General features: G+C 33.4%; 20 protein-coding genes and 1 other annotated feature. Of the genes, 17 read left to right on the top strand and 3 right to left on the bottom strand.

The genetic code is table 11. From position 1 onward, the window contains the following. Positions 1 to 120: 120 nt before the first annotated feature. The 3 genes from parE to HYQ40_01445 all read left to right on the top strand — a co-directional run bounded on the left by parE (position 121) and on the right by HYQ40_01445 (position 5713). Complete coding sequence (gene parE / locus HYQ40_01455; protein MBZ6526425.1) at positions 121 to 2220, top strand: DNA topoisomerase IV subunit B; 2100 nt, start codon at positions 121 to 123, stop codon at positions 2218 to 2220. After that, positions 2210 to 4705: a DNA topoisomerase IV subunit A gene (gene parC, locus HYQ40_01450; protein MBZ6526424.1), complete on the top strand. Its 2496-nt coding sequence runs from the start codon at positions 2210 to 2212 to the stop codon at positions 4703 to 4705. Before parE ends, parC begins: the two co-directional genes overlap by 11 nt. Before the next feature lie 78 nt (positions 4706 to 4783). Then, a complete protein-coding gene (locus HYQ40_01445; GenBank protein ID MBZ6526423.1) occupies positions 4784 to 5713 on the top strand; it encodes a manganese-dependent inorganic pyrophosphatase in 930 nt (309 codons plus the stop codon). Positions 5714 to 5843: 130 nt separating this feature from the next. On the opposite strand, the gene HYQ40_01440 is transcribed toward HYQ40_01445, so the two are convergent. Then, positions 5844 to 7547: an NFACT family protein gene (locus tag HYQ40_01440; GenBank protein ID MBZ6526422.1), complete on the bottom strand. Its 1704-nt coding sequence runs from the start codon at positions 7545 to 7547 to the stop codon at positions 5844 to 5846. A 469-nt stretch (positions 7548 to 8016) separates the two neighbouring features. Here HYQ40_01440 and HYQ40_01435 point away from each other — a divergent pair, with 469 nt between their 5' ends. The 5 genes from HYQ40_01435 to nrdH all read left to right on the top strand — a co-directional run bounded on the left by HYQ40_01435 (position 8017) and on the right by nrdH (position 11978). After that, the gene (locus HYQ40_01435) at positions 8017 to 9015 is read left to right on the top strand and encodes an ABC transporter substrate-binding protein (protein ID MBZ6526421.1); all 999 of its coding nucleotides are present in this window, start codon (positions 8017 to 8019) and stop codon (positions 9013 to 9015) included. Positions 9016 to 9023: 8 nt separating this feature from the next. After that, positions 9024 to 9914 carry an ABC transporter permease gene (locus HYQ40_01430; GenBank protein MBZ6526420.1) on the top strand — a complete coding sequence of 297 codons (891 nt, stop codon included), beginning with the start codon at positions 9024 to 9026 and terminating at the stop codon, positions 9912 to 9914. 16 nt (positions 9915 to 9930) lie between these two features. Then, a complete protein-coding gene (locus HYQ40_01425) occupies positions 9931 to 10722 on the top strand; it encodes an ATP-binding cassette domain-containing protein (GenBank protein MBZ6526419.1) in 792 nt (263 codons plus the stop codon). Next, positions 10712 to 11611, top strand: a complete 900-nt coding sequence (locus tag HYQ40_01420; protein MBZ6526418.1) for an LD-carboxypeptidase — start codon at positions 10712 to 10714, stop codon at positions 11609 to 11611. Before HYQ40_01425 ends, HYQ40_01420 begins: the two co-directional genes overlap by 11 nt. 139 nt (positions 11612 to 11750) lie before the next feature. Beyond that, positions 11751 to 11978 (top strand): glutaredoxin-like protein NrdH, encoded by a 228-nt coding sequence (gene nrdH / locus HYQ40_01415; GenBank protein ID MBZ6526417.1) that lies wholly within the window; start codon positions 11751 to 11753, stop codon positions 11976 to 11978. Positions 11979 to 12062: 84 nt separating this feature from the next. Here nrdH and HYQ40_01410 read toward each other — a convergent pair whose 3' ends face one another. After that, complete coding sequence (locus HYQ40_01410; protein MBZ6526416.1) at positions 12063 to 13226, bottom strand: helix-turn-helix transcriptional regulator; 1164 nt, start codon at positions 13224 to 13226, stop codon at positions 12063 to 12065. Between the two features lie 216 nt (positions 13227 to 13442). Here HYQ40_01410 and HYQ40_01405 point away from each other — a divergent pair, with 216 nt between their 5' ends. The 9 genes from HYQ40_01405 (at position 13443) to HYQ40_01365 (ending at position 26183) form a co-directional block, all read left to right on the top strand. Further along, positions 13443 to 13922, top strand: coding sequence for a PTS sugar transporter subunit IIB (locus HYQ40_01405; protein ID MBZ6526415.1), 480 nt, complete (start codon positions 13443 to 13445; stop codon positions 13920 to 13922). A gap of 198 nt (positions 13923 to 14120) precedes the next feature. Beyond that, positions 14121 to 14744: a thermonuclease family protein gene (locus HYQ40_01400; protein ID MBZ6526414.1), complete on the top strand. Its 624-nt coding sequence runs from the start codon at positions 14121 to 14123 to the stop codon at positions 14742 to 14744. 28 nt (positions 14745 to 14772) lie between these two features. Beyond that, a complete protein-coding gene (locus HYQ40_01395; protein MBZ6526413.1) occupies positions 14773 to 18270 on the top strand; it encodes a pyruvate carboxylase in 3498 nt (1165 codons plus the stop codon). A gap of 193 nt (positions 18271 to 18463) precedes the next feature. Next, positions 18464 to 19459: a CapA family protein gene (locus HYQ40_01390; GenBank protein MBZ6526412.1), complete on the top strand. Its 996-nt coding sequence runs from the start codon at positions 18464 to 18466 to the stop codon at positions 19457 to 19459. Positions 19460 to 19620: 161 nt separating this feature from the next. Continuing rightward, positions 19621 to 21225, top strand: a complete 1605-nt coding sequence (locus HYQ40_01385; protein ID MBZ6526411.1) for a hypothetical protein — start codon at positions 19621 to 19623, stop codon at positions 21223 to 21225. A 64-nt stretch (positions 21226 to 21289) separates the two neighbouring features. Next, complete coding sequence (locus HYQ40_01380; protein MBZ6526410.1) at positions 21290 to 21649, top strand: thioredoxin fold domain-containing protein; 360 nt, start codon at positions 21290 to 21292, stop codon at positions 21647 to 21649. Positions 21650 to 21741: 92 nt separating this feature from the next. Continuing rightward, positions 21742 to 21951: a binding site (T-box leader), on the top strand. A 120-nt stretch (positions 21952 to 22071) separates the two neighbouring features. Further along, positions 22072 to 22719, top strand: coding sequence for an amino acid ABC transporter permease (locus HYQ40_01375; GenBank protein MBZ6526409.1), 648 nt, complete (start codon positions 22072 to 22074; stop codon positions 22717 to 22719). Positions 22720 to 22809: 90 nt separating this feature from the next. After that, entirely contained in the window at positions 22810 to 25524 is a 2715-nt protein-coding gene (locus tag HYQ40_01370) for a LysM peptidoglycan-binding domain-containing protein (GenBank protein ID MBZ6526408.1), read from the top strand. Positions 25525 to 25586: 62 nt separating this feature from the next. Further along, the gene (locus HYQ40_01365) at positions 25587 to 26183 is read left to right on the top strand and encodes a class I SAM-dependent methyltransferase (protein ID MBZ6526407.1); all 597 of its coding nucleotides are present in this window, start codon (positions 25587 to 25589) and stop codon (positions 26181 to 26183) included. Positions 26184 to 26192: 9 nt separating this feature from the next. Here the strand turns inward: HYQ40_01365 and HYQ40_01360 are convergent, their stop codons facing one another. Next, positions 26193 to 26702, bottom strand: coding sequence for an N-acetyltransferase family protein (locus HYQ40_01360; protein MBZ6526406.1), 510 nt, complete (start codon positions 26700 to 26702; stop codon positions 26193 to 26195). Between the last annotated feature and the right edge of the window lie 7 nt (positions 26703 to 26709).

The raw sequence follows: 26709 nt of genomic DNA, 5'->3' as shown, positions 1-26709 counted from the left end.
AAAAGTAGTAAATCGATAAAAAGAGTGTTAAATAAACATTTTAAAATTTAATAAAGAAAAAATACGATTTTTTTGATATGATAAAGAAGTTGATTATTTTTAGAAAAAAGAGGTGTAATATTGGCACAGAAACCAAACCTTACAAATTATAATGATGATGCTATTCAAATACTTGAAGGCCTTGACGCAGTACGAAAACGTCCAGGTATGTATATTGGGTCAACCGATCAAAAAGGGTTGCATCATTTAATTTATGAAATTGTAGATAATTCAGTCGATGAAGCTTTAACAGGCTTTGCTGATAAGATAAATGTAACACTATTAAAAGACGGCAGTGTTCGTATAGAAGACGATGGCCGTGGTATGCCTATTGGATTACACGATAGTGGGATACCAACCATTCAAGTTATATTCACAGTTCTTCATGCTGGTGGTAAATTTGGCCAAGGTGGCTATAAATCAGCCGGTGGACTCCATGGAGTTGGAGCAAGTGTTGTAAATGCTTTATCTAGTTGGTTAGAAGTTACCGTCTATAGAGATGGCTTTAAATATACAATGCGATTTGAAGACGGGGGAAAACCCGTTACAAAATTAAAGAAAACTAAGGCATCATCGAAGTCCAAAAAAGGGACGACTGTGCATTTTATGCCGGATGAAACTATTTTTGGAAGCTCAAAGATTAATTATGCAACAATTAGTGAAAGATTCCGTGAATCGGCTTATTTATTAAAAGGACTAGAAATTACGGTTAGCGATGAAGCTAACGAAGTAAGTGAATCATTCTTATTTGAGAATGGATTACATGATTTCATTAATTACTTAAACGAAGAAAAAGATACGATGGGTGAAATCGCGAATGTTTCGACTGTTGTTGATGATTTCGAAATAGATTTTGCTATGCAATATAATGATGGATATTCGGAAACAATTTTATCTTTCGCTAATAATGTACGTACATATGGCGGAGGAACACATGAAACAGGAATGAAGACCGGAATTACAAAAGCATTTAATGAATATGCTCGTAAATCAGGATTATTGAAAGAAAAAGATAAGAACCTGGAAGGTTCTGATGTTCGCGAGGGATTAGCAGCGGTAATATCTATACGAGTACCGGAGCAATATTTACAATTTGAGGGACAGACGAAAGAGAAGTTAGGTACGCCTAAAGCGCGTCAATTGGTCGATAATGCAATCAATGAATTTTTATCGGCTTTCTTAAATGAAAATGGTAATTTCAGTCAAATGATATTACGTAAAGCTATTAAAGCGCGTGAAACTCGTGAATTAGCAAGAAAAGCTAGAGATGCTGCTCGAACTGGAGCTAAAAAATCTCAACAAGAGAAACTTATCTCTGGGAAACTAACTAAAGCTCAATCCAAAGACGCTTCAAAAAATGAACTTTATTTAGTCGAGGGAGATTCAGCAGGAGGGTCTGCTAAACTTGGACGTGACCGTCGATATCAAGCAATTCTTCCATTGCGTGGTAAAGTAATTAATACTGAAAAAGCTTCAATGGCAGATATCTTAAAAAACGAAGAAATTAATACAATGATTTATACAATAGGTGCAGGAGTTGGGAATGACTTCAATGTTGAAGAATCTAATTATGATAAAGTTATAATTATGACCGATGCGGATACCGATGGAGCACATATTCAAGTCTTGCTATTAACATTCTTTTATCGTTATATGAAACCATTGCTTGAAGCTGGTAAAGTATATCTTGCTATGCCACCACTTTACAAAGTAAGTAAAGGAAAAGGGAAGAAAGAAGTTATTGAATATGCTTGGACAGATGAGGAACTTGAAGAAAAGATTAATATAGTCGGTAAAGGCTATATTTTACAACGTTATAAAGGTCTAGGTGAGATGAACGCAGATCAACTTTGGGATACGACTATGAACCCAGAGACTCGACTGTTGATTCGTGTAACGATTGATGATGCTGCAACTTCTGAAAGACGTTTAACAACTTTAATGGGTAATAAAGTAGAGCCTAGACGTAAATGGATTGAAAATAACGTTCGATTTACACTTGATGAAGAAGATACTCTCTTAAACGAATCAGAAATTACAACTAGTCAAAAAAATGAAGAGTCAGATATAGATGTCAAAGAGAAAATAGAGACTCATTCTGAATCAGAGCCAGGTTTGAGCAGTGATGATAAAGAATCACAGATAAATTTATTTAGTGAGGATGATATAAATGGTGCTTAATCCAAATGAACATATTGAAGAATTGACGTTTGCTAGCGTCATTGGTGACCGATTTGGTCGATATTCAAAATATATTATTCAAGATCGTGCTTTACCAGATATTCGAGACGGATTGAAACCAGTACAACGACGAATCTTATTTGCTATGCAGCAAGATCGTAATACATCAGAAAATCCTTATCGTAAGTCTGCTAAAACGGTAGGAAACGTTATTGGTAATTACCATCCGCATGGGGATTCATCTGTTTATGAAGCAATGGTACGTCTAAGCCAAGATTGGAAGTTACGTGAACCGTTAATCGACATGCATGGTAACAATGGTAGTATGGATGGAGATCCAGCAGCAGCGATGCGTTATACGGAGGCTAGACTATCACCGATCGCCTCGCTGTTATTATCAGACATCAATTACGAAACAATTGATTATGCTTTAAACTTTGATGATACCCTTGAAGAGCCAATTGTATTACCAGCAAGGTATCCAAACCTAATTGTTAATGGAGCAACGGGAATTTCGGCAGGTTATGCAACTGAAATACCACCTCATAACCTAGGTGAAGTCATTGACGCTGTGATATACATGTTGAAACATGAAAAATATGAATTATCAGATTTACTGAAATTTATAAAAGGCCCTGATTTTCCAACGGGTGGAATCATTCAAGGTGCAAAGGATTTAAAAAATGCTTATGAAAAAGGGAACGGCAAGGTAGTCGTTCAATCTAAGATTGAGATAGAATCCTTAAAGGGTGGCAAATCTCAAATTATTGCGACTGAACTTCCCTATGATGTGAATAAATCAAAATTAATTCAACGTTTAGATGATATTCGTTTACAACGAAAACTAGATGGTATTGCAGAGGTTCGTGATGAATCTGATAGAGATGGCGTTCGACTTGTGGTTGAGTTAAAGCGTGATATTGATGCTGAAGCAGTATTGAATTACTTATTAAAAAATTCAGACTTACAAGTGAATTATCACTTTAACATGATAGCAATACATAATAGACGTCCTGTGTTAGCTAGTTTAATGATGATTCTTGAGGCATATATTGAACATCAGCGCGAAGTTATTACGCGAAGAACACGATTTCAATTAGCGCAAGACAAAGCACGATTACATATCGTAGATGGATTGATTCATGTTATGTCTATCTTAGATGAAGTTATTGAAACGATTCGCCAAAGTGCAAACAAAGCAAATGCTAAAGAAAATCTAATGAAAGAATTTGATTTCTCAAGTGAACAATCTGAAGCGATTGTATCTTTGCAATTATATCGTTTAACAAATACAGACGTCACAGCCTTACAAAGTGAACGACTAGAATTAAATGAACGTGTTGCGATGTATGAAAATATCTTATCAAATTTTGGAATACTTAATAAAGTATTAATCAAAGAGTTAACTGAAGTTAAAAATAAATACACAACACCGCGTCGTACTGAGATTGAAGCCGAAGTAAAAGAAATTACGATTGAATCGACACTATTAATACCAAAAGAAGACGTTGTTGTCTCAGTTACCAATGAAGGATATGTGAAACGAACGAGTCATCGATCGTTCAATTCTTCAGATACGCTGAATCTTGGGCGTCGTGAATTTGATTATGCGATTTATGTAGAAGGATTAAGTACTTATGATGCGATTGTCATGATTACTAATAAAGGAAATTATATCTATATTCCTGTCCATGAATTACCAGATATTCGTTGGAACGACATGGGTATGCATATATCTCAAAAGTATCAATTGAAAGATGGAGAACAACTTATTGCAGCCTTTAAAGCAGCAGAAGGAATGACTGAGACTAAAGCAAACTTGATTGAAGATAAGATAGTACTTGCTACTCGATTAGGAATGATAAAACAGACTAATTTAGACGAATTTGTAACGTTTAGAAGCTACAAAACGAAAACGGCTGTTGCTATGAAGCTGAAACAAGGCGACGAATTAATATCTGCAATACCAATCAAAGATAACACTGACTATGAAGTGCTATATCTAACAAATAGAAGTTATAGTCTAAGGTATCCTTTAAGTGAGGTCTCTACATATAGTCTTAAAGCACAAGGGGTAATAGGTATTAACCTCAAGCAAGAAGATTATGTTGTGGCTGCCTTAGTGATAGAAGACATTAAAAAAACGCAGATTGTAGGATTGACTCAAAGAGGGAATATCAAACGATTCAAACCAGAAATAGTCGGTGCTGCCTCGCGTGGTAGCCGAGGTATTTTAATTCTTAAGGAATTAAAAGCTCAACCTCATCGTTTAATTAATGCGTTAGCGATCACAGAAACAGATGTACCTTTAGTCGTTTACGGTGATACTGGCTTTATGAGTGAGATAAGCGCTAATGAGATCCCAGTTTCTGAACGTTTAACGAATGGATCAGCTATGAAAGATATTGAGAAATTAGGAAATGTACTTAATATACATTTGGCTCAGTTAAAACTAATAAATCAAGAAAGTGAAAATGAAGAATAGTTTAGAAAAAAGTTCATTCATTTTTTTCTGATATAGTGATAAACTATACTAGAATAAACCTTAAGGAGGAATATATTCATGTCAAAATATTTAGTTTTTGGACATAAAAACCCAGATACTGATGCCATAGCATCAGCAATCGCTTTTAGCTTTTATTTAGAAAAAATAGGTCATGAGTCAGAGGCTGTAGCTTTAGGTACGCCAAATGATGAAACTCAATTTGCATTAGATTTCTTTAATGTTGAAAGACCACGTGTGGTAGATACGGTTTCAAATGAAGTTGACCGTGTTGCGTTAGTCGATCATAATGAAGCAACACAATCTGTTAACGATTTAGAAGAGGTGGAAGTTGATTTCGTAATTGATCACCATAGAATCGCAAACTTTGAAACAGCTAATCCGCTATTTTATCGTGCTGAACCAATTGGTAGTACAGCTAGTGTAATTTTTAAATTATTTAAAGAAAATAATATTGATGTTCCAAAAGCTGTAGCAGGGTTAATGTTATCAGCAATTATTTCTGATACGTTATTATTCAAATCACCAACGTGTACTTCTCAAGATAAAAATATCGCTATTGAATTAGCAAAAATTGCTGATGTTAATATTGATAAGTATGGACTTGAGTTATTAAAAGCAGGTACTAAGTTAAGTGAAAAAACTGCACTAGAACTAGTGCAATCTGATTCTAAAACATTTGATATGAATGAGAATTCTGTTCGTATTGGTCAAATCAATGCCATTGGTTTCGAAGAGATGTTAGCTCGTAAGGATGAATTATTAGAAACGATGCGTAATGAAATTGCTGCGAATAAGTTTGATCTATTCGTTCTACTCGTTACAGATATACTTGAAAGTGATTCAATTGCATTCGTATTGGGGGAAAACTTTATTCCAATCGAAAAAGCATTTAAACAACCTGTAGTTGAGAATTTAATCAACTTACCTGGTGTTGTTTCTCGTAAGAAACAAATCGTACCTCAATTAACTGAATCATTTACAGACTAAGAAATATATTAAACTGGCAAGTATTTCCTTTATCAGTTTTTTGATTAGTAAGCACATATGATTTATACAAAAAGACCACTTTCCTAGTTAGTATTTAATTAACTAGGAAAGTGGTCTTTAATATATTTAATTATTTCAATTCAAGTGATTCAATTTTATCTGCTTTTGGCGTAACATAAAGTGTGTTTTGACCTTCATATATAACGTAACCTGGTTTAGCACCATTTGGTTTTCGTAAATGCTTCACTTGGACTGTATCTACCGGGACATTAGCTGAATTTTGTGATTTTGAATAGTAAGCTGCAATTTCTGCCGCTTCAGTCATAGTCTGATCACTAGGTTTGTCAGATTCAACGATAACATGTGCTCCTGGAATATCTTTTGTATGTAACCACCAGTGATTCTTGCTGGCTTTGCGCATGCTCAGTTCATCGTTTTGTTGGTTATTACGACCAACGTACATAATTACACCATCACTAGATTTATATTGTCGTGGTTTAGATTTTGATTTTGCACGTTTTTTAATTGTTTTATTTCGCTTTCCACCGTATCCCTCGCGTACCAATTCAGCTTTAATATCTTCTATATCTTCAATCTCTGCTTGATCAAGTTGAACAAGTACTGATTCAAGATACTCAATCTCTTCTGTGGCTAATTTTTCTTGTTTTTCAATATAACGTAGAGAATCACGATATTTTGTATAACGTTTAAAGTATGCTTGGCTATTCTCTGAAGGTGTTTTCCTTGGGTTTAATTCAATTGTATAAGGTTCATTATTTTTGTAATAGTTTTGAACTATCGTTGACGATTGACCTTTTTCGATTTGATAAGAGAACGCATTAATTAATTCTCCTTTCAAACGGTAAATATCAGCATCTTCAGCTATCAGTCTATCTTTTTGAAGATTATCAAGTTTGTGATAATTCTTTTCGATAACTTGCTTCAATCGTTGAATCAAATCACCAGATAATTGCTTTACACGATCTAAACGTACTTTTTGATTATAAAACAAATCCAGCGATGCACTTAAAGTTGGGAAATAATCACGTTCACCATTAAGATAGGGTAGATCCATCGCATAAAACTTCATCTGGTTGTCTGATCTAAAAATAACAGGTTGACCAGATTTAAGTTCTTCTAAATATTTCGATAAAGCTTGAGAACTAGATAAATTATTATCACTTATCCAAGCTGAAATTTGCTTGCTAGCTAAAGCCGACATACCTTGTATTACTTTCGAAGCTTTACCTGCAGCTAACAATTCTTGATGCTCTGTTGCGAATGTATCAAGTTCTGTATTATTCAATTCAAATATATTTTTTTGAGTTTCATTTTTAGGGGGCAAGATATATTCAGCACCTGGTTGTAAACTTCTGAAACTATTCATACTTGGTGGTATATGCTTAATGCAATCGATAATTTTCTTCGTAACAGGGTTTACAAGAATTATATTACTGTGTCTCCCCATTAATTCAAAAATAAGTAAGTAACTTTGTAAATCACCTAACTCATCACGACCACTTAACTCAAACGTAATAATTCGATCGTTCTCAAACTGACGGATATCCAACACAGTTGCATTTTCTAAATGCTTGCGTAATAACATGCAAAACATTGGCGCTTGTTGTGGGTTGTTAGATTTTTCATCTGTTAAGTGCATTCGATAATACATAGGGTGGATTGAAGCCTCGAGTCGATAATTCGTACGGTTTGACCGTATGACAAATTGCAGTTCTTGTTCAAATGGTTGATAGATTTTGTGTATGCGTCCATTTTTTAGTTTGGAAGTGAGCTCTTCAGTAATTTTGTGTGTATAAAAGCCATCAAATGACATCAACCAAACCTCCTTTTTATAACATGATTTTGTTAAAGCTGATTTAATTATCAGATTTTACTAGACTATTATTGTACATTAAACAAGACTAAAACACTAATTATCAAAATGCGCTCGATTATTAGAAAAAGATTAAAAAATCAATTGAAAAGGTTGACATATTTTTTGTGAGGCTGTATCATTGTATTAACAAATAAGAAGGGGGCCAATGAATATGACAAACCAAGTAAACAACATAAATAATTTAATCTGGCAAAGCTGGCGTAGATAGGTTGTAGACTTGGAATCTGTTCCATGGATACAGCCCAGTTTGAATATAACTGAAACTGTATCTATGTGGCTCTTTCCCCAGTTTACCACATAGTATTTGTAGTAATACAATCTATGTGGTCTTTTTTTATGCTTGATTAAGCTGACACGTAGATTGGATGTGTCGGCTGTTTTTTTATATAGAAAAGGAGAAATTACAATGAAAAAAATACACAAAATTCTATTAACAATGGTTGCTTTTACGTTAATAACAGTGTCATACGCGACAAAAGAGGTTAAGGGTCAAGATGACAATTTAGATGTCGCTGTTGTTCAATTAGTTACGCATTCATCACTCGATGATATTCGCCAAGGTGTTTACGATGGACTTGCGGAGCATGGGTATACTGAAGGTGAGAACATGACTATAAATTATCAAAACGCTGAAGGTGATTTAAACATATTATCAACAATCGCTCAAAGTGTTGTGGCGGAAGAACCAGATGTAATCTTTGCTATTACTACCCCAGTAGCACAAGCATTCCAAAATGTTACATCTGATATCCCAATTATTATGACTGGAGTAACTGATCCAGTTTCAGCAGGTATAGTTGATAACTTGGACAATCCTGGTGAAAATATAACTGGTGCCAGTGATGCAGTACCTTATGAAGATCAATTTGAGCTGTTATTACAATTACAACCAGATGTAAAAAAAGTCGGTATGATCTATACAACGAGTGAAGATAATTCACTTGCCGAAACTGAGCAAGCTGCTGCAGTTGCTGAAGAAATGGGCTTAGAAGTTCAAATAGAAGGAATTGCATCAACAATGGATATGCAATTAGTTGCACAGTCATTAGCCAATGAAGTAGACGCTATTTATGTTGGTTCAGACAATACAATTGCAAGTGCATTTGAAACATTATTAGATGCAACAGACGCTGCTGGTATACCTGTATTCACGACTGTGGATGTTATGGTTGGTCAAGGAGCATTGTCAGCAGTTGCGATCAATCAAAAAGATATTGGCTTATTAGCAGCTGATGTTGCTAAGGAAGTAATTGATGGTGCTAATCCAGGTGAAACACCAGTTCGATTTCTTGAAGAATTACAACCAGTTATCAATTTTGAAACAGCAGAGCGTTTAGGTATTGAGATACCTGAAGAGGTTGCTTCTAAAGTTATGGATATTAATGAACGTTTAGGTGAGGAGTAATTGTAATAATGGGTATTTATTTTAGTGCACTATATCAAGGAATTTTATGGGGAATCATGGGATTAGGATTATATATTAGTTTCCGAATCCTTCGATTCGCCGATTTAACTAGTGAAGCATCATTTACTTTAGGAGCTGCATCTGCTGTTACCCTAATTACAATGGGAGTTAATCCTATTCTGGCAACATTTGCTTCAATTGTTACCGGGATGTTAGCTGGTTTAGTTACAGGTTTATTAACAACATATTTTGACATACCTGCTTTATTAGCAAGTATTATCTCACTAACAGGTTTCTATTCAATCAACTTACGCGTAATGGGTAGTCCTAACTTAAGTTTACGCGGGTTTGATACAATTTATAGTTACCTCAATACAATTATTGATAGTAATCAGTACCAAAGAGCTATTGTGGGTATAATTGTTGTTTCAATTGTAATCATGTTTATGACTTATTTGTTCAAAACCGATTTAGGACAAGCTATTATCGCAACCGGAGATAATGAGATTATGGCAGCTTCATTCGGAATTAAAACTAATACAATGAAACGTCTTGCTTTAATGTTTGCGAATGGATTTATCGCTCTAAGTGGTGCTTTAGTGGCACAAGATAATGGGTTTTCAGATGTACAAATGGGGACTGGAACAGTAGTTGTAGCTATGTCGTCAATCGTTATTGGTGAGGTTATCTTAAGAAAACAGATGAAATTATCAGGAAGATTTATCTCGATTGTCATTGGATCCGTTATTTATCGCTTAATTATAGTATTTGTTCTTCAATTAGGCTTCAATCCGAATGACTTCCGATTGATTTCTGCACTTATTCTAGCAGTATTCTTAGCTCTACCAGCAATATCTAAAAAAATGGGATTAAGTAAAGCAAAATTAGGGAACCTTTAGAAAGGAGTGAATCAATATGACAGAAAATTATTTAGAATTAAATCACATATCCAAAGTTTTCAAACGCAAAACAGGAGATATTGTCAAAGGTCTTGAAGACATTACACTTTCTGTAAAAAAAGGTGAGATTATTTCAATCATTGGAACAAATGGAGCAGGGAAGTCGACTTTATTCAATGCATTGACTGGTCATATCGAACCTGACAGTGGAAATATTCTTTTAAACAATATGGATGTTACAAATATTCCACAGATAAAACGTGCGAGTCTAGTCGCAAGAGTATTTCAGAATCCAAGTATGGGAACAGCTCCACGTATGTCAGTATTTGAAAATTTAATGTTAGCTAATAAACGTGGGCAAAAACGAGGCTTATCGCTCTCATTAAACTCTGATAATAAAGCTCAAATGGCTGAGTATATATCTCAATTCAATTTAGATTTAGAAAAAAGGTTAGAGCTTCCCATAGAATACTTATCTGGTGGTCAGAGACAAATTATCTCTTTAGTCATGGCGACATTGCAAAAACCTCAACTATTACTCTTGGATGAGCACACTTCTGCGCTCGATCCGCGTACTGCAAAACAAGTCATGGAAATGACACACAAGATGGTAACAGAGAATAACTTAACTACTTTAATGATTACACATCATATGCAAGACGCATTAAAATACGGAGATAGAATCGTTGTTCTTCACCAAGGTAAGATAGCGAAAGTATACAATAAAGATGAAATTGCTAATTTAGAAATTGGACATTTGCATGAACTTATGGAAAAATTAGTAGAGATAGAAGCAAATGCTTCGTAAAAATAACTTAGATATAGAAAGTGATGATACTATGCACCTTAAATCTGATGATGAAGTCATCTTACTAGGATGTTCTAATGGGCTTACTTTGAATGAACAAGTAAGATTAAAGATAACATCATTGTATGATTGTTTAGTCAATGAATTTAATTTAAAAGTCCACATCAGTCCGACAGTATATATAGATCCCATTAACAATAAAACACATGATGCAACTTATCGTAAAGAAGAGTTATATAATGCACTTATTGATCCTAATATTAAAGCAATATTTGATTTATCTGGTGGTGATTTAGCAAATGAAGTGCTGAATCAATTTACTGATGACGATTGGCGGGCAATTGAAGGCATTAAAGATAAATGTTACCTTGGATACAGTGACAATACGGTAATCATTAATGCTTTATTATTAAAGACAAAAATTACTGCTGTAAATTTCTTAGTTACTAATATTGTTAAAGATGACAGTGGTATAGCTAAAGAAGGATTCAAACGAGTATTGTTTAATAATGAACGAATAGATAGAAGTAGCACTTTTCCTGAACATATTGAAGAAAATGCGAGAGTTATAGGTGGGAATCTGCGTTGTTATTTAAAATTAGCAGGAACACCATATTTTAATTCGGATAATGCGAGTGGATTATTACTTGAAGGAAAATCTGGAGATATTTATAAGATACGTAGCTACTTTGCACAGCTTGATTTGTTGAATGTACTAAATAAAGTAGAGTTTGTCGTAATGGGTCAATTTGATGAAATCAATGATAGAGATCAACAAGATGAATTGCACAAGTTAGTTCAAACGTATCAAAATAAGCATAATTTCAAATTATATTTTACAAAATACGTAGGTCATCACTATGCGGTGTACCCATTTATAATGAACTAGGCCATAATTAGTAACTTATCATACATATCCTAACAACTATATATTGTGCCTTTTTTAATTAACAGCACAATATATAGTTGTTTTTTGTATTGGAATGCAGTATGATAAATTTATAGTTTTAAGAAAGAAGGTAATATATATGTCAAAAATTACTGTTTATTCAAAACCAAATTGTATGCAATGTGACTTTACAAAAAAATATCTGGATGACAAAGGTGTAGATTATTCTACTTTAGATGTTTTTGATAACGAAGAAGCTTTAACTCATATCAAAGCACTTGGTTTCCAATCACTTCCAGTTGTCGAGATTGATGGAGAAGAGCCATTTAACGGCTTCCGTCCGGATTTACTAGCAAAACTAGCATAATAAATTACATCAAAAACACCATCACATTGAGCGAGTCTTTAGCCCAATGGATGGTGTTTTTCGTATAAGGACAATAAAAAACTGCTATACAATTGATTTAGCATAGCTAGAAGGACTTAAACCGAATTCCTTACTAAATGCTCGTGAGAAGTATTGAATGGATCCATACCCTAGGTAATCAGCGATTTGGGACAGGGTCATTTGTGTATCACGAATCATTTGTTTACTTCTATTCAATCGAATTGTATTGATATAATTTTTAGGCGTTGTATTTGCATATTTATTAAATAATGATTGAATGGTTGAGCGTGATAATGAAAAATGATCGACTAAATCACTTACTTGATTTTGTTTTTCGACATTTGAATCTAAAAAATCAACCATTGCTTGAAATAATTCATTCTCATAATTTTCGCGCATAGATGTTGTTGGTTTTTCACTAATATTAGCTTCACCTTGAACAATTTTCAGTAAAATTAATTTTAAGTTGAGTAAGACTTCATCATCACTGTACGTACCATTGGTCGTGATATTAGACAATTCAATAATCCGTTCTATCAGGGCAGTGTTTTGAGAACCTAAATGTATAATTTGATTTGTCGCTGAGTGAGTTAAGCCTGTGGCTTCAAATATAATTGACAAATAAGAAGTGACGCCGTCTTGCTGGATTCTTTGTTTACGAATTTGGCCGGGTTGATAGATAAAGCAATCATTTTTCTTTGCTATGTAATCAACATCATTAACATTATGAATTAATTCACCTTGATCTACAATTATTAATTCATAGTAATTCCCAGGTACAGAGAGACTTTCAAAAGGTGCCATTTTTATCTGATAAAATAAAGTGTGTAAATTTTCTATGTATAATTTTGGTTGGTATTTTCTTATCGCGATTTTTTTTGCGGTTGGAATAGTTGTAGGAGAATCCTTCCCAAGTGGTTCCATAAAAATACTACATTCCTCAGTAATAGCTAACGTGTTAAAATAGACACCAGGGACTAAATCAATACTATTAGTTAAGATAAACTCTTGATACGTTGATTCATCCTCAGGTGTATTGGTTAGCACGATAAGAGCTAAACCATTGTCTGAGGTTAAGCGTACTGATTGATTGAAACGAAAAAATAACTCGGAATCGCTTTTTTGAATTTGCATGCGCCTATTAATCTTTTTAGCTTTAGGAATGGATGCTTCGTCTAGTATTGTGTAAAATTCTGAATGGTTATTAGACGTAGTTTTCAAATACATTATTTCACCTCTACCAATTTTAATTGTTAGTTCAGATAACATTATACCGTAATTTGAACATGCTTACTATGATGTATCTAAATTAGTGTAAGGCATCCTGTGGATTTCACTAAAAAGTTTACTTTTTTCGTGTTTTTTAGCTAATAATAGTTGCACTTAGCATTCATTTGGCGTAACATATCCGCTGAATGTAAAATTAGAAGGGAAGAATTAAAAATGGCTAATGTAAGCATGGCTCTTGTTGATGATCATTTTCTCCACGGACAAGTAGCAGAACTGTGGTGTAGTGAGGTCGAGAGTAATCTTATTATTGTCGTAAATGACAAACTTTCTGAAAATAAAATGCAACAAGGTTTATTAGATATGGCTGTTCCAGATGGAATCACGTGTCGCTATTATAGTTTAAGCAAAGCAATCAAAATGCTAAATAAACTCGATGCTCAAAAACATCCTATTCTTATATTTGAAACAATAAATGATTTGAAAGTTATCATGAATCTAGGATATTCAATACCGACTGTGACATTATCTAGTGTGGCACCATCTGGAGGTAGTAGAACAATTGCTCCAGGTGTTTCATTAAATAGTAAACAAATCGAATGGCTTTCAACTATAGAAGATCAAGGAACGAAAGTAGATATTCGTCAAATACCAAATGAAAAAAGTGAATCTTTAAAAGAAAATTTTATGAGGTAAAGTTTTTATTGCACCACAGCTTATATGGCAGTGGTGTTTTTTATTAATCAAAACTCATGTGACTCGTTTAACTTATTATCAACTTATAAGTATATGATGATAAATTAGATTAAAATTCTCTCACAAAATGATAAAACGGTCTAATAATTATGCTATAATAGCAATTGTGTATTTAACCAATTAGAACGGAGGGCTCACTTGAGTAAAAAAACACTCTTTCATCGGTTGCTACGAACCTTTGGTAATCAAAATAAAAAGATCAGTTGGAGTTTATCAGCAATAATCATTGTTTTGGTTTTATTGGTTGCACCTGATTTATTTAGTTTTAATTACTCTAACACAGTTATAAGTGATCAGGATGCGAAAGTCATTATCAATGAATTCGATGGAAGTAATTTTGAAGTATTACCGACTTTGAAAAAGATCCCAGTTGAGTATATTTCAGCAAATGATGGTGACACGATTCGTATTGAATTAAATGGCTATGAGTTACCTGTCAGGTATCTTATAATTAATAGTCCAGAAATGAATTATGGAGATGGTGGACCAGAGCCATATGCGCAAGAAGCCAAAGATTTGAATGAGGAGTATTTGGATAAAGCGGAGCAAGTATACATTGAATTAGATGTTGGCCCACCTACAGACAATTATGATCGTATATTAGCCTATGTCTATAGCGACGATACATTAATTAATGAAGCTTTATTAGAAGCTGGTCTTGCTAAAGTGAGATATGTAAATCCACCTAATAATTCGTATGAAAGTTTGCTGCGAGAAGCAGAAAATCGTGCTCAAAATGAATCATTAAATATTTGGAACTAAATTAAGTAAACAAGATGGAGTTGAGATAATGAATAAAATTAAAAAAGTATTAATCGCTAACCGTGGTGAAATAGCAATTCGAATTATCCGTGCATGTAAAGAATTAGGAATAACTACTGTAGCAATATATTCTAAGGAAGATATTGGTTCATTACATAGACAAAAAGCGGACGAATCTTATTTAGTAGGGGAATCATTAAATCCTACTGGCGCTTATTTAGACATTGAAGGAATTATTTCCTTAGCTAAAGAAAAAAATATTGATGCCATTCATCCAGGTTACGGGTTTTTAAGTGAAAATTATGAATTCGCACGTCGTTGTCAAGAAGAGGGAATTATATTCATCGGTCCAGAGTTAAAACATTTAGAGATGTTTGGTAATAAAACACGCGCGCGTGAAACTGCTATCGAGGCTGGTTTACCAATCATTCCTGGAACAGTAACGGATGATAATTCACTTTCTGACGTTAAAGATTTTGCACAAAAACATGGCTACCCAATTATGTTAAAAGCTGTTAGTGGTGGTGGTGGTAAAGGTATGCGTATTGTTGAATCTGAAGAGGAGATCGAAAACGCCTATGATCGAGCGAAATCTGAAGCTAAAAATTCTTTTGGTGATGATCGTATGTATGCGGAACGTTACATTGATAAGCCCAAACATATTGAAGTTCAAATATTAGGGGATACTCATGGAAATGTTATGCATTTATATGAGCGTGATTGTTCGATTCAACGCCGTCATCAAAAAGTTGTTGAAGTGGCCCCGTCATTCAACTTAAGTCCTGAAATGCGTGAAAAATTAACAGATGCCTCTTTACAACTTATGAATCATATTGGTTATATTAATGCTGGAACTGTTGAATTTTTAGTATCAGATGATGAATTTTACTTCATCGAAGTTAATCCACGTGTTCAAGTTGAACATACTATTACAGAATTAGTTACAGGTTTAGATATTGTTCGTACACAAATCTTAATTGCAGATGGTGAGTCATTATTTGACGAAACAATTGGTTTCCCAAGCCAAGAAAATGTTCGTTTAAACGGTTTTGCCGTTCAAGCACGTGTAACAACAGAGGATCCATTAAATAATTTTGCACCAGATTCTGGTAAAATTATTGGTTACCGTTCACCAGGTGGGATTGGCGTACGTCTTGATGCTGGGGATGCATACAGTGGTGCAAATATTACACCGTACTATGATTCATTATTAGTAAAAATATCTACTTATTCAATTCAAAAAGATGGTGCAATTGCTAACCTAAGACGTTCATTAGAAGAAATGAGTGTGGTTGGTCTTAAAACCAATATTCGTTTTATTGAGAATATTATTAAGCATCCACAATTCATTTCTGGAGAGTACGATGTCACATTTATAGATTCTCATAAAGAGTTATTTGATTTTGTTCCACCTAGAAATCGTGGTAATAAACTATTAAAATATATCGCGAACGTTACAGTAAATGGCTTCCCTGGAGTTGATGCTGAAGAAAAACCTCACTTTGAATTACGACAAGTACCAAAAATCAAAGGTCGTCGAACAAACATTCACCGTGAATCTTTCAATATGCCAGGTGAGGTATGGACAAAACCTCATGATAATAGTGCTTTGTCAATTAAACAGATTTTAGACCAACAAGGCCCTGAAGCAGTTTCAAAAGCAGTACTTGAGTCAAAGAATACATTATTAACTGATACTACATTGAGAGATGCTCATCAATCTGTATTAACAACGCGTTTAAGAACAACAGATATGCGTGAAATTGCTCCATTTATGAATGAAACAATGCATGATTACTTTTCACTTGAAATGTGGGGAGGAGCTACCTTTGATGTTGCCTATAACTTCTTGAAAGAAAGTCCTTGGCAAAGATTACGTGATTTACGTAAGTTAATTCCAGATGTTCCATTCCAAATGTTATTACGTGCTTCGAATGCAGTTGGCTATAAGAACTACCCTGATAATTTAGTTCAACAGTTTATTAAAACAAGTGCTCAAGAAGGTATTGATGTTTTTAGAATATTTGATTCTTTAAACTGGTTAGAAGCTTTAAAATTACCCATTGAAACTGCTTTAGAGACAGGAAAAATTGTTGAAGGTACTATTTGCTACACTGGTGATATACTTAATCCTAAACGATCAAGTTTATACACGTTAGACTACTACGTAAACATGGCTAAAGAATTAGAGGCATTAGGCGTACATACAATCGCCATTAAAGATATGTCTGGTATTTTAAAACCAGAAGCAGCATATCAATTAATAAGCGCATTGAAACAAGAAGTATCTCGACCAATTCACTTACACACGCATGACACAACTAGTACGGGTGTTGCAATCTATTCCAGAGCAATCGATGCGGGCGTTGATATCGTTGATACTGCGAATGCTGCTTTATCAGGACAAAATTCACAACCTGATGCTAATGCACTTTACTATGCTCGACAAGGATTAGATCGTAACGTTAATCTTGATTTGGAAGCTAATGATATAATGCAAAATTATTGGAAAGCAACTCGTAAATATTACACTCCATTTGAAAGTGATTTAACGACTGCTTGGACAAAAGTATACGATTACGAAATGCCAGGCGGACAATATAGTAACTTACGTATGCAAGCCCAATCATTAGGCTTAGGTGAGAGATATGATGACGTATTAGATATGTATCATAGAGTTAACTATTTATTTGGCGATATCGTTAAAGTAACACCTTCTTCTAAAGTTGTAGGAGATATGGCATTGTTCATGGTTCAAAATGATTTAGATGAGACGTCTGTTATAGAGCAAGGAAATATTTTGGACTTCCCACAATCAGTTATTTCTTTCTTTAAGGGTGAGATTGGTCAACCTGCTGGCGGAATGAATAAAGAATTACAAGCTGTCGTATTAAAAAATGAAACGGCTATCTCAGATCGCCCAGGAAATCATATAGAACCATTTGATTTCCATGTAGCTGAGACTGAATTAACAGAAAAACTTTATAAAGCTGTTGATATGAATTCCATGCTTAGTTTAGGTTTATATCCGAAAGTTTACCGTGATTACTTAAACTTTATTGAAGATTTTGGTCAAGTTGACATGATTGACACACCTACATTCCTTTATGGTATGAAGTTAAATGAACGTATTGTTGTTGATTTAGAGCCTGGTAAGACATTACTAGTTGAATTAACAAGTATTGGACCTTTAAAAGAAAATGGAACACGAATTGTTTACTTTAATTTAAATGGTATGCCAGAACAAGTTGAGATTATAGACAATAATGTCGATATGTCTGCGATTGCTCGCCCTAAAGCTGATCGTTCAAATGCGAATCATATTGGAGCACAAATGCCAGGTTCTGTTTTTAAAGTTAACGTTAAAGAAGGTGATCGTGTAAATCAGAATGATGTCTTAATTATTACTGAAGCGATGAAAATGGAAAATGCGATACAAGCACCTAAAGCTGGAGTGATTAAGAGTATTTATGTTAAAGAACAGGATCAAATTGTTGCAGGTGATTTACTCGTAGAAATTGAATAAGGATGAGTGAGGTTTGAAAAAAACAATAAATAGTTTTAAATCAATAAGTTTATTTTTAGGAGTAGTCTTCCTCTTCTTGGGTTGTCAATCGACCAACCAAGAGGAGGATTCTACGAGTGAATCTACGGAAGTAAATAGTGAAGAAATTGTTGAGAACACAGATGAAGGTATTGCCAGTAATGAAGTTGAAGTTATGGATTCAGTAACAATTCGATCAATAGGTGATATTTTAATTCATGATACTGTTTTTCAAGATGCAGATACTGGTGAAGGTTATAGTTTTGATCATATGTTTGATCCAGTAAGACCCTATCTAGAAAACGCAGATATTACTACAGCAAATTTAGAAATGATTACTGCTGGTAGTGTGTTTGGTCCATCGACCTATCCATTTTTCAATTCACCTGAGGAGATTATCGATGCACTTCAAAATGCTGGAGTTGACATTGTTAATAATGCTACAAACCATTCGTTGGATTTAGGAGCTGAAGGAGCACATGCATCAATCGGAGCGTTACAAGAACGTGATATGATGTACGTTGGAAGTTTTGACTCTTGGGATGATTATAATACGTCTCGAATCATTGAGGTAGGGGATATGTCTGTTGGCTTTTTATCTTATGCTAATGATGCTAACGGTAATTATATTCCAGAAGAGGAAGAGTATCTTTTATCATTAATTAATTTGGACATAATACCTTTAGAAATTGAGCAATTGAATTCAGAGGTTGATGTTTCAGTTGTCATGTTCCATATGGGGAATGAATATGATTATTTGCCTAATACTTGGCAATTGCAAGTCATGCAAGTAGCACGAGATGCAGGGGCTAACTTTATCCTAGGGGGCCATCCTCACGTATTACAACCCTTTATAAATTATAATGAAAGCCAAGCAGGAATGTTCTCTCATGGTAACTTTTTATCAGGACAATATGAAATTGATACAAAAGTTGGAGGGATTACTGAATATACCTTTAATAAACTAGCTAATGGTGAAGTAATATTAGATTCTATGCGATTCATGCCGACTTATAACTTTGGAATGCCTGAAACATCAGTTTATTCTGTTGTGCCGTTAGCAGATGCAGAAGAGTATGGTTTGGTTGAAGCAAGTGAGTTATACGCTGAATTGGTACAAAGAATGCGATATTATACTAATAAAGTTGAGGTTGTTGAATATTTAGATTAACAAACATAAAAAACGGTTAGTGAAAGCAATATACTTTCACTAACCGTTTTTTCTATGAAATTTTGTTGTCTTTACTAGTAAAATAATAAATAAATGCACTTTTTAAAAATAAATTAATGGAAATGGCACTTTTTTACGTATATATATATGGAGGTGTTATTATGAAAAAAATTTTCATACCATTTATACTTATTAATCTGTTGCTAAGTTCATTCGTTACAATACTCGCTCAGGAAGTACCAGAACCATATATTGTAACTCAAGATATAAATTATGAAACTATATCATTAGAGGATTGCCTGAATATTCTACAAAATACAGGTGGAGAAGGTATAGAGTCCGTTACATTAGAGGCGATGATTGAAGAGATAGAAACTGAGCTGCAATTCGTCCAAGCTGAATATAATGATATTAATCATAGTATCAGTTTGTTAGAGTCTGGCGAAGTAGATTCAATTGATTGGGCTAATACACAATTATTGTTTGTGATTGATGAAGTGTATAGTCTTCATTCTGAGACGAATCCAGACTTTATGTATCTCACAGAAAAAGAACAATTAGAGTTAGTTGCAAATCATGAGACAGTTTTAGAATGGCAAAATTACATTCAAGAAATTCAAGGTGTTTTGAATCAATTAATTGCTGATCGTAACCAATTAGAGCAAAATTATTCAAACTTAAACTACACGTTAAATGAATTACAAGTTGAGAGAGAAAATACGACACAATCTAAAGCGCTATATAATGAGTGCCAATTGTATCCATACTCTTCAGAGTATATGTCTGTAGACCAAATATTATTGAACAATAAAACATCATTAAATGATTATTTAGTACAAATTGATTCATACTTACAAAAAATAATCCCAAAAGCATATCGAAAAGTGGCTTTTGAAGATATTTTTCGTTTATACAGTCAGCAATTAGATCAAGTTGCTTTGGAAAATGTATTGTCTGATAAGCCAAATATCGTTTTAGACAACTTAGCGTATGAAACATATAGCTATGCGAAAGAAATTAGTTTAATAGATATCGAAACATTAGCTCAATACGCTCAACGAGCGTACATAAAGAACGAAAATAAAAATGAGTTTTTAGAAAACTATTATAAAATTATCGGTCTAAAAGAAAATCAGTGGAGTTATATTTATAATATAAACAGTGAAGCTTTTGAAGTAATAAAAAATGAGCTAGCAAATTACTTAAATTCAAATATGTTATTCGATGAAGAAGCGATTGATTTAGTACGAAGTATTCATCAGAGATACCAAGTTAAACTTGTTCTATTTGATGCCACTGCACAGCAGTGGAATATTAATTCTACAAGTTCTTCTGGCTATTTTGATGAATACACTCATAAAGATATATCTCCTAAGGAAGAAGAGTCTATGGAAGAAAGTTTAGCTTCTAAAATCGATACACCAAACAATGAGGACGAAACATTGGAAGAAATTCCGGATAACTTAACAGCACCAAATGATAACTTGGAGTCTCTGAAGAAACAGTTATCAAATGTGAGGAATGATACAAACATCAAGGAACTACCTAAGCCGAAATCAACTAGTTCAATTAATAATACTAAAAACAAATCAAGTAAGGATGATAAGACAAATAAGGGCAATATCGAGTTGCCATCTACTGGTGAAAGAAGACCCATTACAATAGTTGCTTTAGTCATTCTTCTCATAGGGATTATTCTTCTATTGACATCGATACGTTTGAAGAATAAGAAAAAACAAACTTTACAAGATATTGATTTGGAGTAAGCAATAAGATTGGTGTATCGAGTGTATTTGATGTAATATTTAATTATGAAAGAGAGGTTTTACTATGACAGTAGAAGAAAATGCATTTTTAGAAATTATTCAAGATTTTGAGGAAGTGTCTCCCGATAAAGCGGACGAATTACTTTCAAATGAAAAAGGCACGGTTGTATTTATTGGTAGACCAACATGTCCATATTGCCGGAAATTTGCGCCCAAACTTCACAAAGTAAGTGTAGAACAAAGTGTAAAAGTATATTATACAAATTCAGAACATTCTGATTATTCTGAAGAGTTAAGAAACTTCCGCGAAAAATATGGCGTGCCGACAGTTCCAGGGTTACTATATGCAAGTGATAAAGAAGTAAATGTACGTTGTGATAGTTCAATGACAGAGGAAGAAGTTGCAGAGTTAGTAGAAGCGTAAGAATAAACCTATTGAAATAAAACATTCTTAATCTAATTAACGAATATAGTTGACAAACAATTCTCATTCTTTTAATATTATTCTTAATTAAATAGTAGTCGAATATTTAAGAGAGTAAGTATAAGTGAAATTAAAGCGATGTAGCAAATGGTGAAAGGCTACAATGAATCACTTGACTGAACCGCACTTAATAGACATATTAGTGAACCTAAAAGTAGCTAATATCGCATGATGCGTTATAAATAAGTGAATTGATTTTATCAATTAAACAGAGTGGTACCACGGAATTTTTCGTCTCTATTTTTAATGTTTAGCATTAGAAATAGAGGCTTTTTTGTTTTAATTTGTATATATAATCATAAAATTTTCGATACTAGTTAGCAGACTTATAAATTTTTAAAAGGATAAAAGGAGAGATACACATGGATATTATTCAAGAATATTACCCACTATTTTTAAACGGAGCATGGTATACAATACAATTAGCATTTGTTACCGTAGTTTTATCATTACCATTCGGTGCAGCATTGGCATTAATGCGTATTTCATCGAATAAATTTATTAAATCAATCGCACGTGTTTATGTAGAAATTATTCGTGGAACACCATTATTAGTACAAGTATACTTAGTTTATTTTGGACTGCCGATGTTTAATATTTACTTAGATGATTTTCTCTCAGCAGTATTAGCAGTGACAATAAATTCAACTGCTTATATGGGAGAAATTATGCGTAGTGGTATTCAATCTATTGATACCGGTCAAACAGAAGCAGCGAGAGCTCTTGGTTTACCTAAATGGATGGCATTTAGAAAAGTTCTGTTACCTCAAGCCATTAAAAATATTCTTCCTGCAATTGGTAATGAGTTTGCGGTATTGATTAAAGAAACTTCAATTGTTTCCGTTTTAGGAATCAAAGATTTAATGTTTGCTTCTGATACAGTGAGAGGAGCAACTTATACAACTTTTGCACCACTTTTATTTGCAGCTCTATTATATTTCATTATGACATTTACTATATCTCAATTAATGAACTTACTTGAAAATCGATTTGCTAAAGCGGATAACTAATATATTAAAATTTATAATTTTTATTAACATATTGGTAACGTAAATATGTTATAATTATGATAATTACATTAAATTTAAGGAGTGTTCATTTTGGAGAAAAAGATAATGCGCAAACGGCGTGGTGAATGGATTACAGTTTCACTTTCGTTAGCAGCGCTAGTTGCAATCGGTGGATCACAAACTATAGTGGCTGCTCAAGAAGTATCATCAACGTATGTGGTACAGGCTGGCGACACTTTATATTCTATTGCAGGTCGTCATGGACTTTCGTTATCACAACTTAAGCAAATAAATGGCTTAAGTACTGAAATGATTCTTCCAGGTCAAAGTTTACTAGTGAGTCAAACTTCACCAAATGAAGATGTTTCTACTCCTTCGACTGAAGAACAAGATTCTTATATAACATTGGATGATAGTACAACTGAAGTAACAAATACACCACCTATCAATAATGAAGTTAATACAATGAGTGACGTAACTTTAACTGGATCTACATATACAGTTAGAGCTGGAGACTCACTTTATTCAATCGCTTTAAAACATGGTGTCACAGTACAGAACCTACAAAATTGGAATAATTTATCTAATAATTATATTTATTCAGGAGATGTACTAAAAGTATCTAAATCGGTAGCTACTTCACCAGAAGTAAATGAAAATAATAATTCAAATAATAACTCAGCTGGTAACAGTACTACTTCAGACATTCACATTGTAAAAGCTGGAGAGTCGGTTAATTTAATTGCTCAGAAATATGGTGTTACAGCTAATCAAGTTAGAAGTTGGAATAATTTATCCTCAGATTTAATCCATCCTGGAGATCGCTTAGTAGTATCTAGTTCTACTAAAGTAACTGAAGATAATGATTCAAATAATACGAATAATGATACAGATAGTTCAATACAGTCTAAAACTTACACAGTTAAGTCTGGTGATTATTTATATTCAATTGCCTCTAAATTTGGTGTAACCGTACAAAACTTGAAAGACTGGAATGAATTATCAAGTAATTATATTTATTCAGGTGATGTATTGAATGTTGCAAAACCAGTTGTGAATATACCAACACCATCTCCAAAACCTGAAGATAATAAAGACGAGAATGTACCAAACAACGGCACAACTAAGAAGATTCATGTTGTGAAAGCTGGTGAATGGGTAACTAAAATTGCTACACAGTATGGTATTACCGATCAACAATTAAAAACGTGGAATAATCTTTCTTCCAATTTAATCCACCCAGGAGATCGCTTAGTTGTTTCAAACCCTGCTTCGTCAGGAAATACTGGTAATGAAAACAACGAGAACAATAAACCAGATACTACGCCAACTAAAACTCACACAGTAAAATCAGGCGAGTATCTATATTCTATTGCAAATCGTTATGGAATTTCTGTACAAAACATTAAAGATTGGAATAAGTTATCAACTAACTATATCTATTCAGGTGACATATTAGTAGTTTCAAAACCAAGTAATAATACACCAGCGCCTAAGCCAGAAGAAAAAGAAGAAGATAAGAATGAAACTCCTGGCAACACTAATACACCTACAAAGGTGCATGTTGTAAAATCAGGTGAATGGGTGAGTAAAATTGCTAGTCAATATGGAATCACTGAAGGTCAGTTAAGAGAATGGAATAAACTTTCATCTAACTTAATTCATCCTGGAGATCGATTAATTGTATCGAACCCATCAAATTCTGATAATAGCGGCAATGATAATGTTTCAAATCCAACGAATCCAACAATTCCGACAAAAACATATACAGTTAAACCTGGCGATTATTTATATAAAATTGCAGCTGCAAATGGGATTACTGTTCAAAATCTTAAAGACTGGAATAAACTATCTAGTAACTATCTATATACCGGTGATGTTTTAATTGTTTCTAAGCCAACTGGTTCAAACAATGGTGGTAACAACAATAATAATAATTCTGGATCAAATCAATCTATCCCAGATTTATCTGCTGTGACACCAAGAACTGTTAATTACGACGTAAAATTAAATGGTAAAACTGAAGCAATTAGAACGACGTTATCATACACTGGTCGTACAAGTGATGTTGTAAATTATTTTGGTCAACGTTTTACAGTAAATAGAGAATACAATGTAAGCGGAAATACGTATATTGAACTGTTGAATTCTAATGGAAGTGTTGTAGGTTATGTTCCGAAAACTGCAACTGTAGAAGTACCTCAAGGTAAAAATGTTGTGTATATTGATGCGGGACATGGTGGTGCAGAAACTGGATCTGCAGCGAATAATGCTAAAGAGAAAGATTTAAACTTGAATATTACATCACAATTATCAAGCATTTTACGTAACCAAGGTTATATCGTTTATGAGTCAAGAACATATGACGAAACGATTCCATTACATCAACGTCACCTTGAACCTAATAGCATAATGCCTGATGCATATATCAGTGTGCATCACAACGCAATGCCAATACCTAATAGTGCACATGGTATTGTCACTTTATATCACGATACATCAATCGATGAAAAAGGATATGAAACGATGGATCACCATATTGGAACAGATATTATTCCAGAAGGTAAGAGACTTGCGAATGCTATTCAAAATAGTTTAATTGCAATAACTGGTGCTAATGATATGGGAACTCGAGCTCAAAACCTACACGTTACACGTACTACGGATATACCAGCAACTTTAGTTGAATTAGGTTTCCAAGATCATGATGCTGAATTCAGAAAATTAATTAATCCATCTTATCAAAAACAGTTAATTAATGGTTTAGTAAATGGTATTAATGCGTATTTTGGAATGACACGTTAATATTTACTTTATAAATAAATCTTAAACGGGCATAAGGCCCGTTTTTTAATACAGGTGATTAAATGAATAACCAAGAATGGGATAACTTATTAAATATCCAAACAACGAATGAAAGAGATTGGCAAGCTTCAATATATGATTATCATCGCTTAGAGTCTACAGATTATGATGTATTAAGCTTATTATTCAATAATTTAAGAATTTCTAAAAATGATCGATTTGTTGATATGGGATGTGGAACGGGGAGAGCGTTATTTTATATGCACTATCGTTTCGGTATTAATGTCACAGGTGTAGAATTACATCCTATGACTTTTAATGAATTAGAGGAAAATTTGCAGCAGTACCAAAACAGATTTAAAGTAGCAAACAATGTAATTAATCTAGAGCATACTTATGCAGATGACTATATTATTAATTCTAAAGATACAATATTTTATTTTTTTAATCCTTTTTCTATAAAAATATTTAAAAATGTCGTTGAAAATATATTAGATTCAGTAAGATTGGTTCCTCGTTCAATAACCCTCATTCTGTATTATCCAGAACGTATTGTTATTAATTACTTAAAGAATGAAACTGCTTTTACTTTGGAAGATAAAATAAAAATCCCTGGAACGCACGATTCCAGAGATTTCTTACATATTTTTACATTATAATTAAAAAATTTAAAATTCAGAATTTATTGTTTTTGCCATCCAAATAATATCATGCCACTCATCAAATTTAAAACCGAATTTCGGCATTTGTCCTACGACAGTATAGCCATTTTTTTGATGAAATCGATAACCAGCAATATTACTCGCTGTCAGATTTGAATATAGTTGAACGATACCATTCTTTTTCAATTTATTTTCAATTGCCTCATATAATCTTTGGCTTAAACCAGTTCCGTAATACGAAGGCTCAACAAATAGATTTAAAATACAAGTGTATTTGTATGCTTGCCTCTTTTCTTGAAAATGGTTTGCAAAAGCATATGCAACTATTTTATCATTTTCTTCAGCAACTATAAAAGCTAGATGATCAATAATAGCTTTCATACGTTTTTTATAATCTTCGATGGAAGGCACTTGAATGGCTAAAGTTACTGTTGTATTTTCAATATATGGCTGATATATTTTTAAAATTTGTTCTGCATCATCTAATGTTGCATCGCGTAATATTATGTTGGACAATTGGACA

This window comes from Aerococcaceae bacterium DSM 111021, assembly GCA_020112395.1.
In the GTDB taxonomy this organism is placed as follows: domain Bacteria; phylum Bacillota; class Bacilli; order Lactobacillales; family Aerococcaceae; genus Ruoffia.
This window is presented reverse-complemented; position numbering and strand designations above follow the sequence as displayed.

What these genes read in the sequence shown, in the direction of transcription:
- parC (MBZ6526424.1), top strand. Translation starts at nt 2,210, where the DNA reads ATGGTGCTTAATCCAAATGAACATATTGAAGAATTGACGTTTGCTAGC.
- HYQ40_01445 (MBZ6526423.1), top strand. Translation starts at nt 4,784, where the DNA reads ATGTCAAAATATTTAGTTTTTGGACATAAAAACCCAGATACTGATGCC.
- HYQ40_01440 (MBZ6526422.1), bottom strand. Translation starts at nt 7,547, where the DNA reads ATGTCATTTGATGGCTTTTATACACACAAAATTACTGAAGAGCTCACT.
- HYQ40_01435 (MBZ6526421.1), top strand. Translation starts at nt 8,017, where the DNA reads ATGAAAAAAATACACAAAATTCTATTAACAATGGTTGCTTTTACGTTA.
- HYQ40_01430 (MBZ6526420.1), top strand. Translation starts at nt 9,024, where the DNA reads ATGGGTATTTATTTTAGTGCACTATATCAAGGAATTTTATGGGGAATC.
- HYQ40_01425 (MBZ6526419.1), top strand. Translation starts at nt 9,931, where the DNA reads ATGACAGAAAATTATTTAGAATTAAATCACATATCCAAAGTTTTCAAA.
- HYQ40_01420 (MBZ6526418.1), top strand. Translation starts at nt 10,712, where the DNA reads ATGCTTCGTAAAAATAACTTAGATATAGAAAGTGATGATACTATGCAC.
- nrdH (MBZ6526417.1), top strand. Translation starts at nt 11,751, where the DNA reads ATGTCAAAAATTACTGTTTATTCAAAACCAAATTGTATGCAATGTGAC.
- HYQ40_01410 (MBZ6526416.1), bottom strand. Translation starts at nt 13,226, where the DNA reads ATGTATTTGAAAACTACGTCTAATAACCATTCAGAATTTTACACAATA.
- HYQ40_01405 (MBZ6526415.1), top strand. Translation starts at nt 13,443, where the DNA reads ATGGCTAATGTAAGCATGGCTCTTGTTGATGATCATTTTCTCCACGGA.
- HYQ40_01395 (MBZ6526413.1), top strand. Translation starts at nt 14,773, where the DNA reads ATGAATAAAATTAAAAAAGTATTAATCGCTAACCGTGGTGAAATAGCA.
- HYQ40_01390 (MBZ6526412.1), top strand. Translation starts at nt 18,464, where the DNA reads ATGGATTCAGTAACAATTCGATCAATAGGTGATATTTTAATTCATGAT.
- HYQ40_01385 (MBZ6526411.1), top strand. Translation starts at nt 19,621, where the DNA reads ATGAAAAAAATTTTCATACCATTTATACTTATTAATCTGTTGCTAAGT.
- HYQ40_01380 (MBZ6526410.1), top strand. Translation starts at nt 21,290, where the DNA reads ATGACAGTAGAAGAAAATGCATTTTTAGAAATTATTCAAGATTTTGAG.
- HYQ40_01375 (MBZ6526409.1), top strand. Translation starts at nt 22,072, where the DNA reads ATGGATATTATTCAAGAATATTACCCACTATTTTTAAACGGAGCATGG.
- HYQ40_01365 (MBZ6526407.1), top strand. Translation starts at nt 25,587, where the DNA reads ATGAATAACCAAGAATGGGATAACTTATTAAATATCCAAACAACGAAT.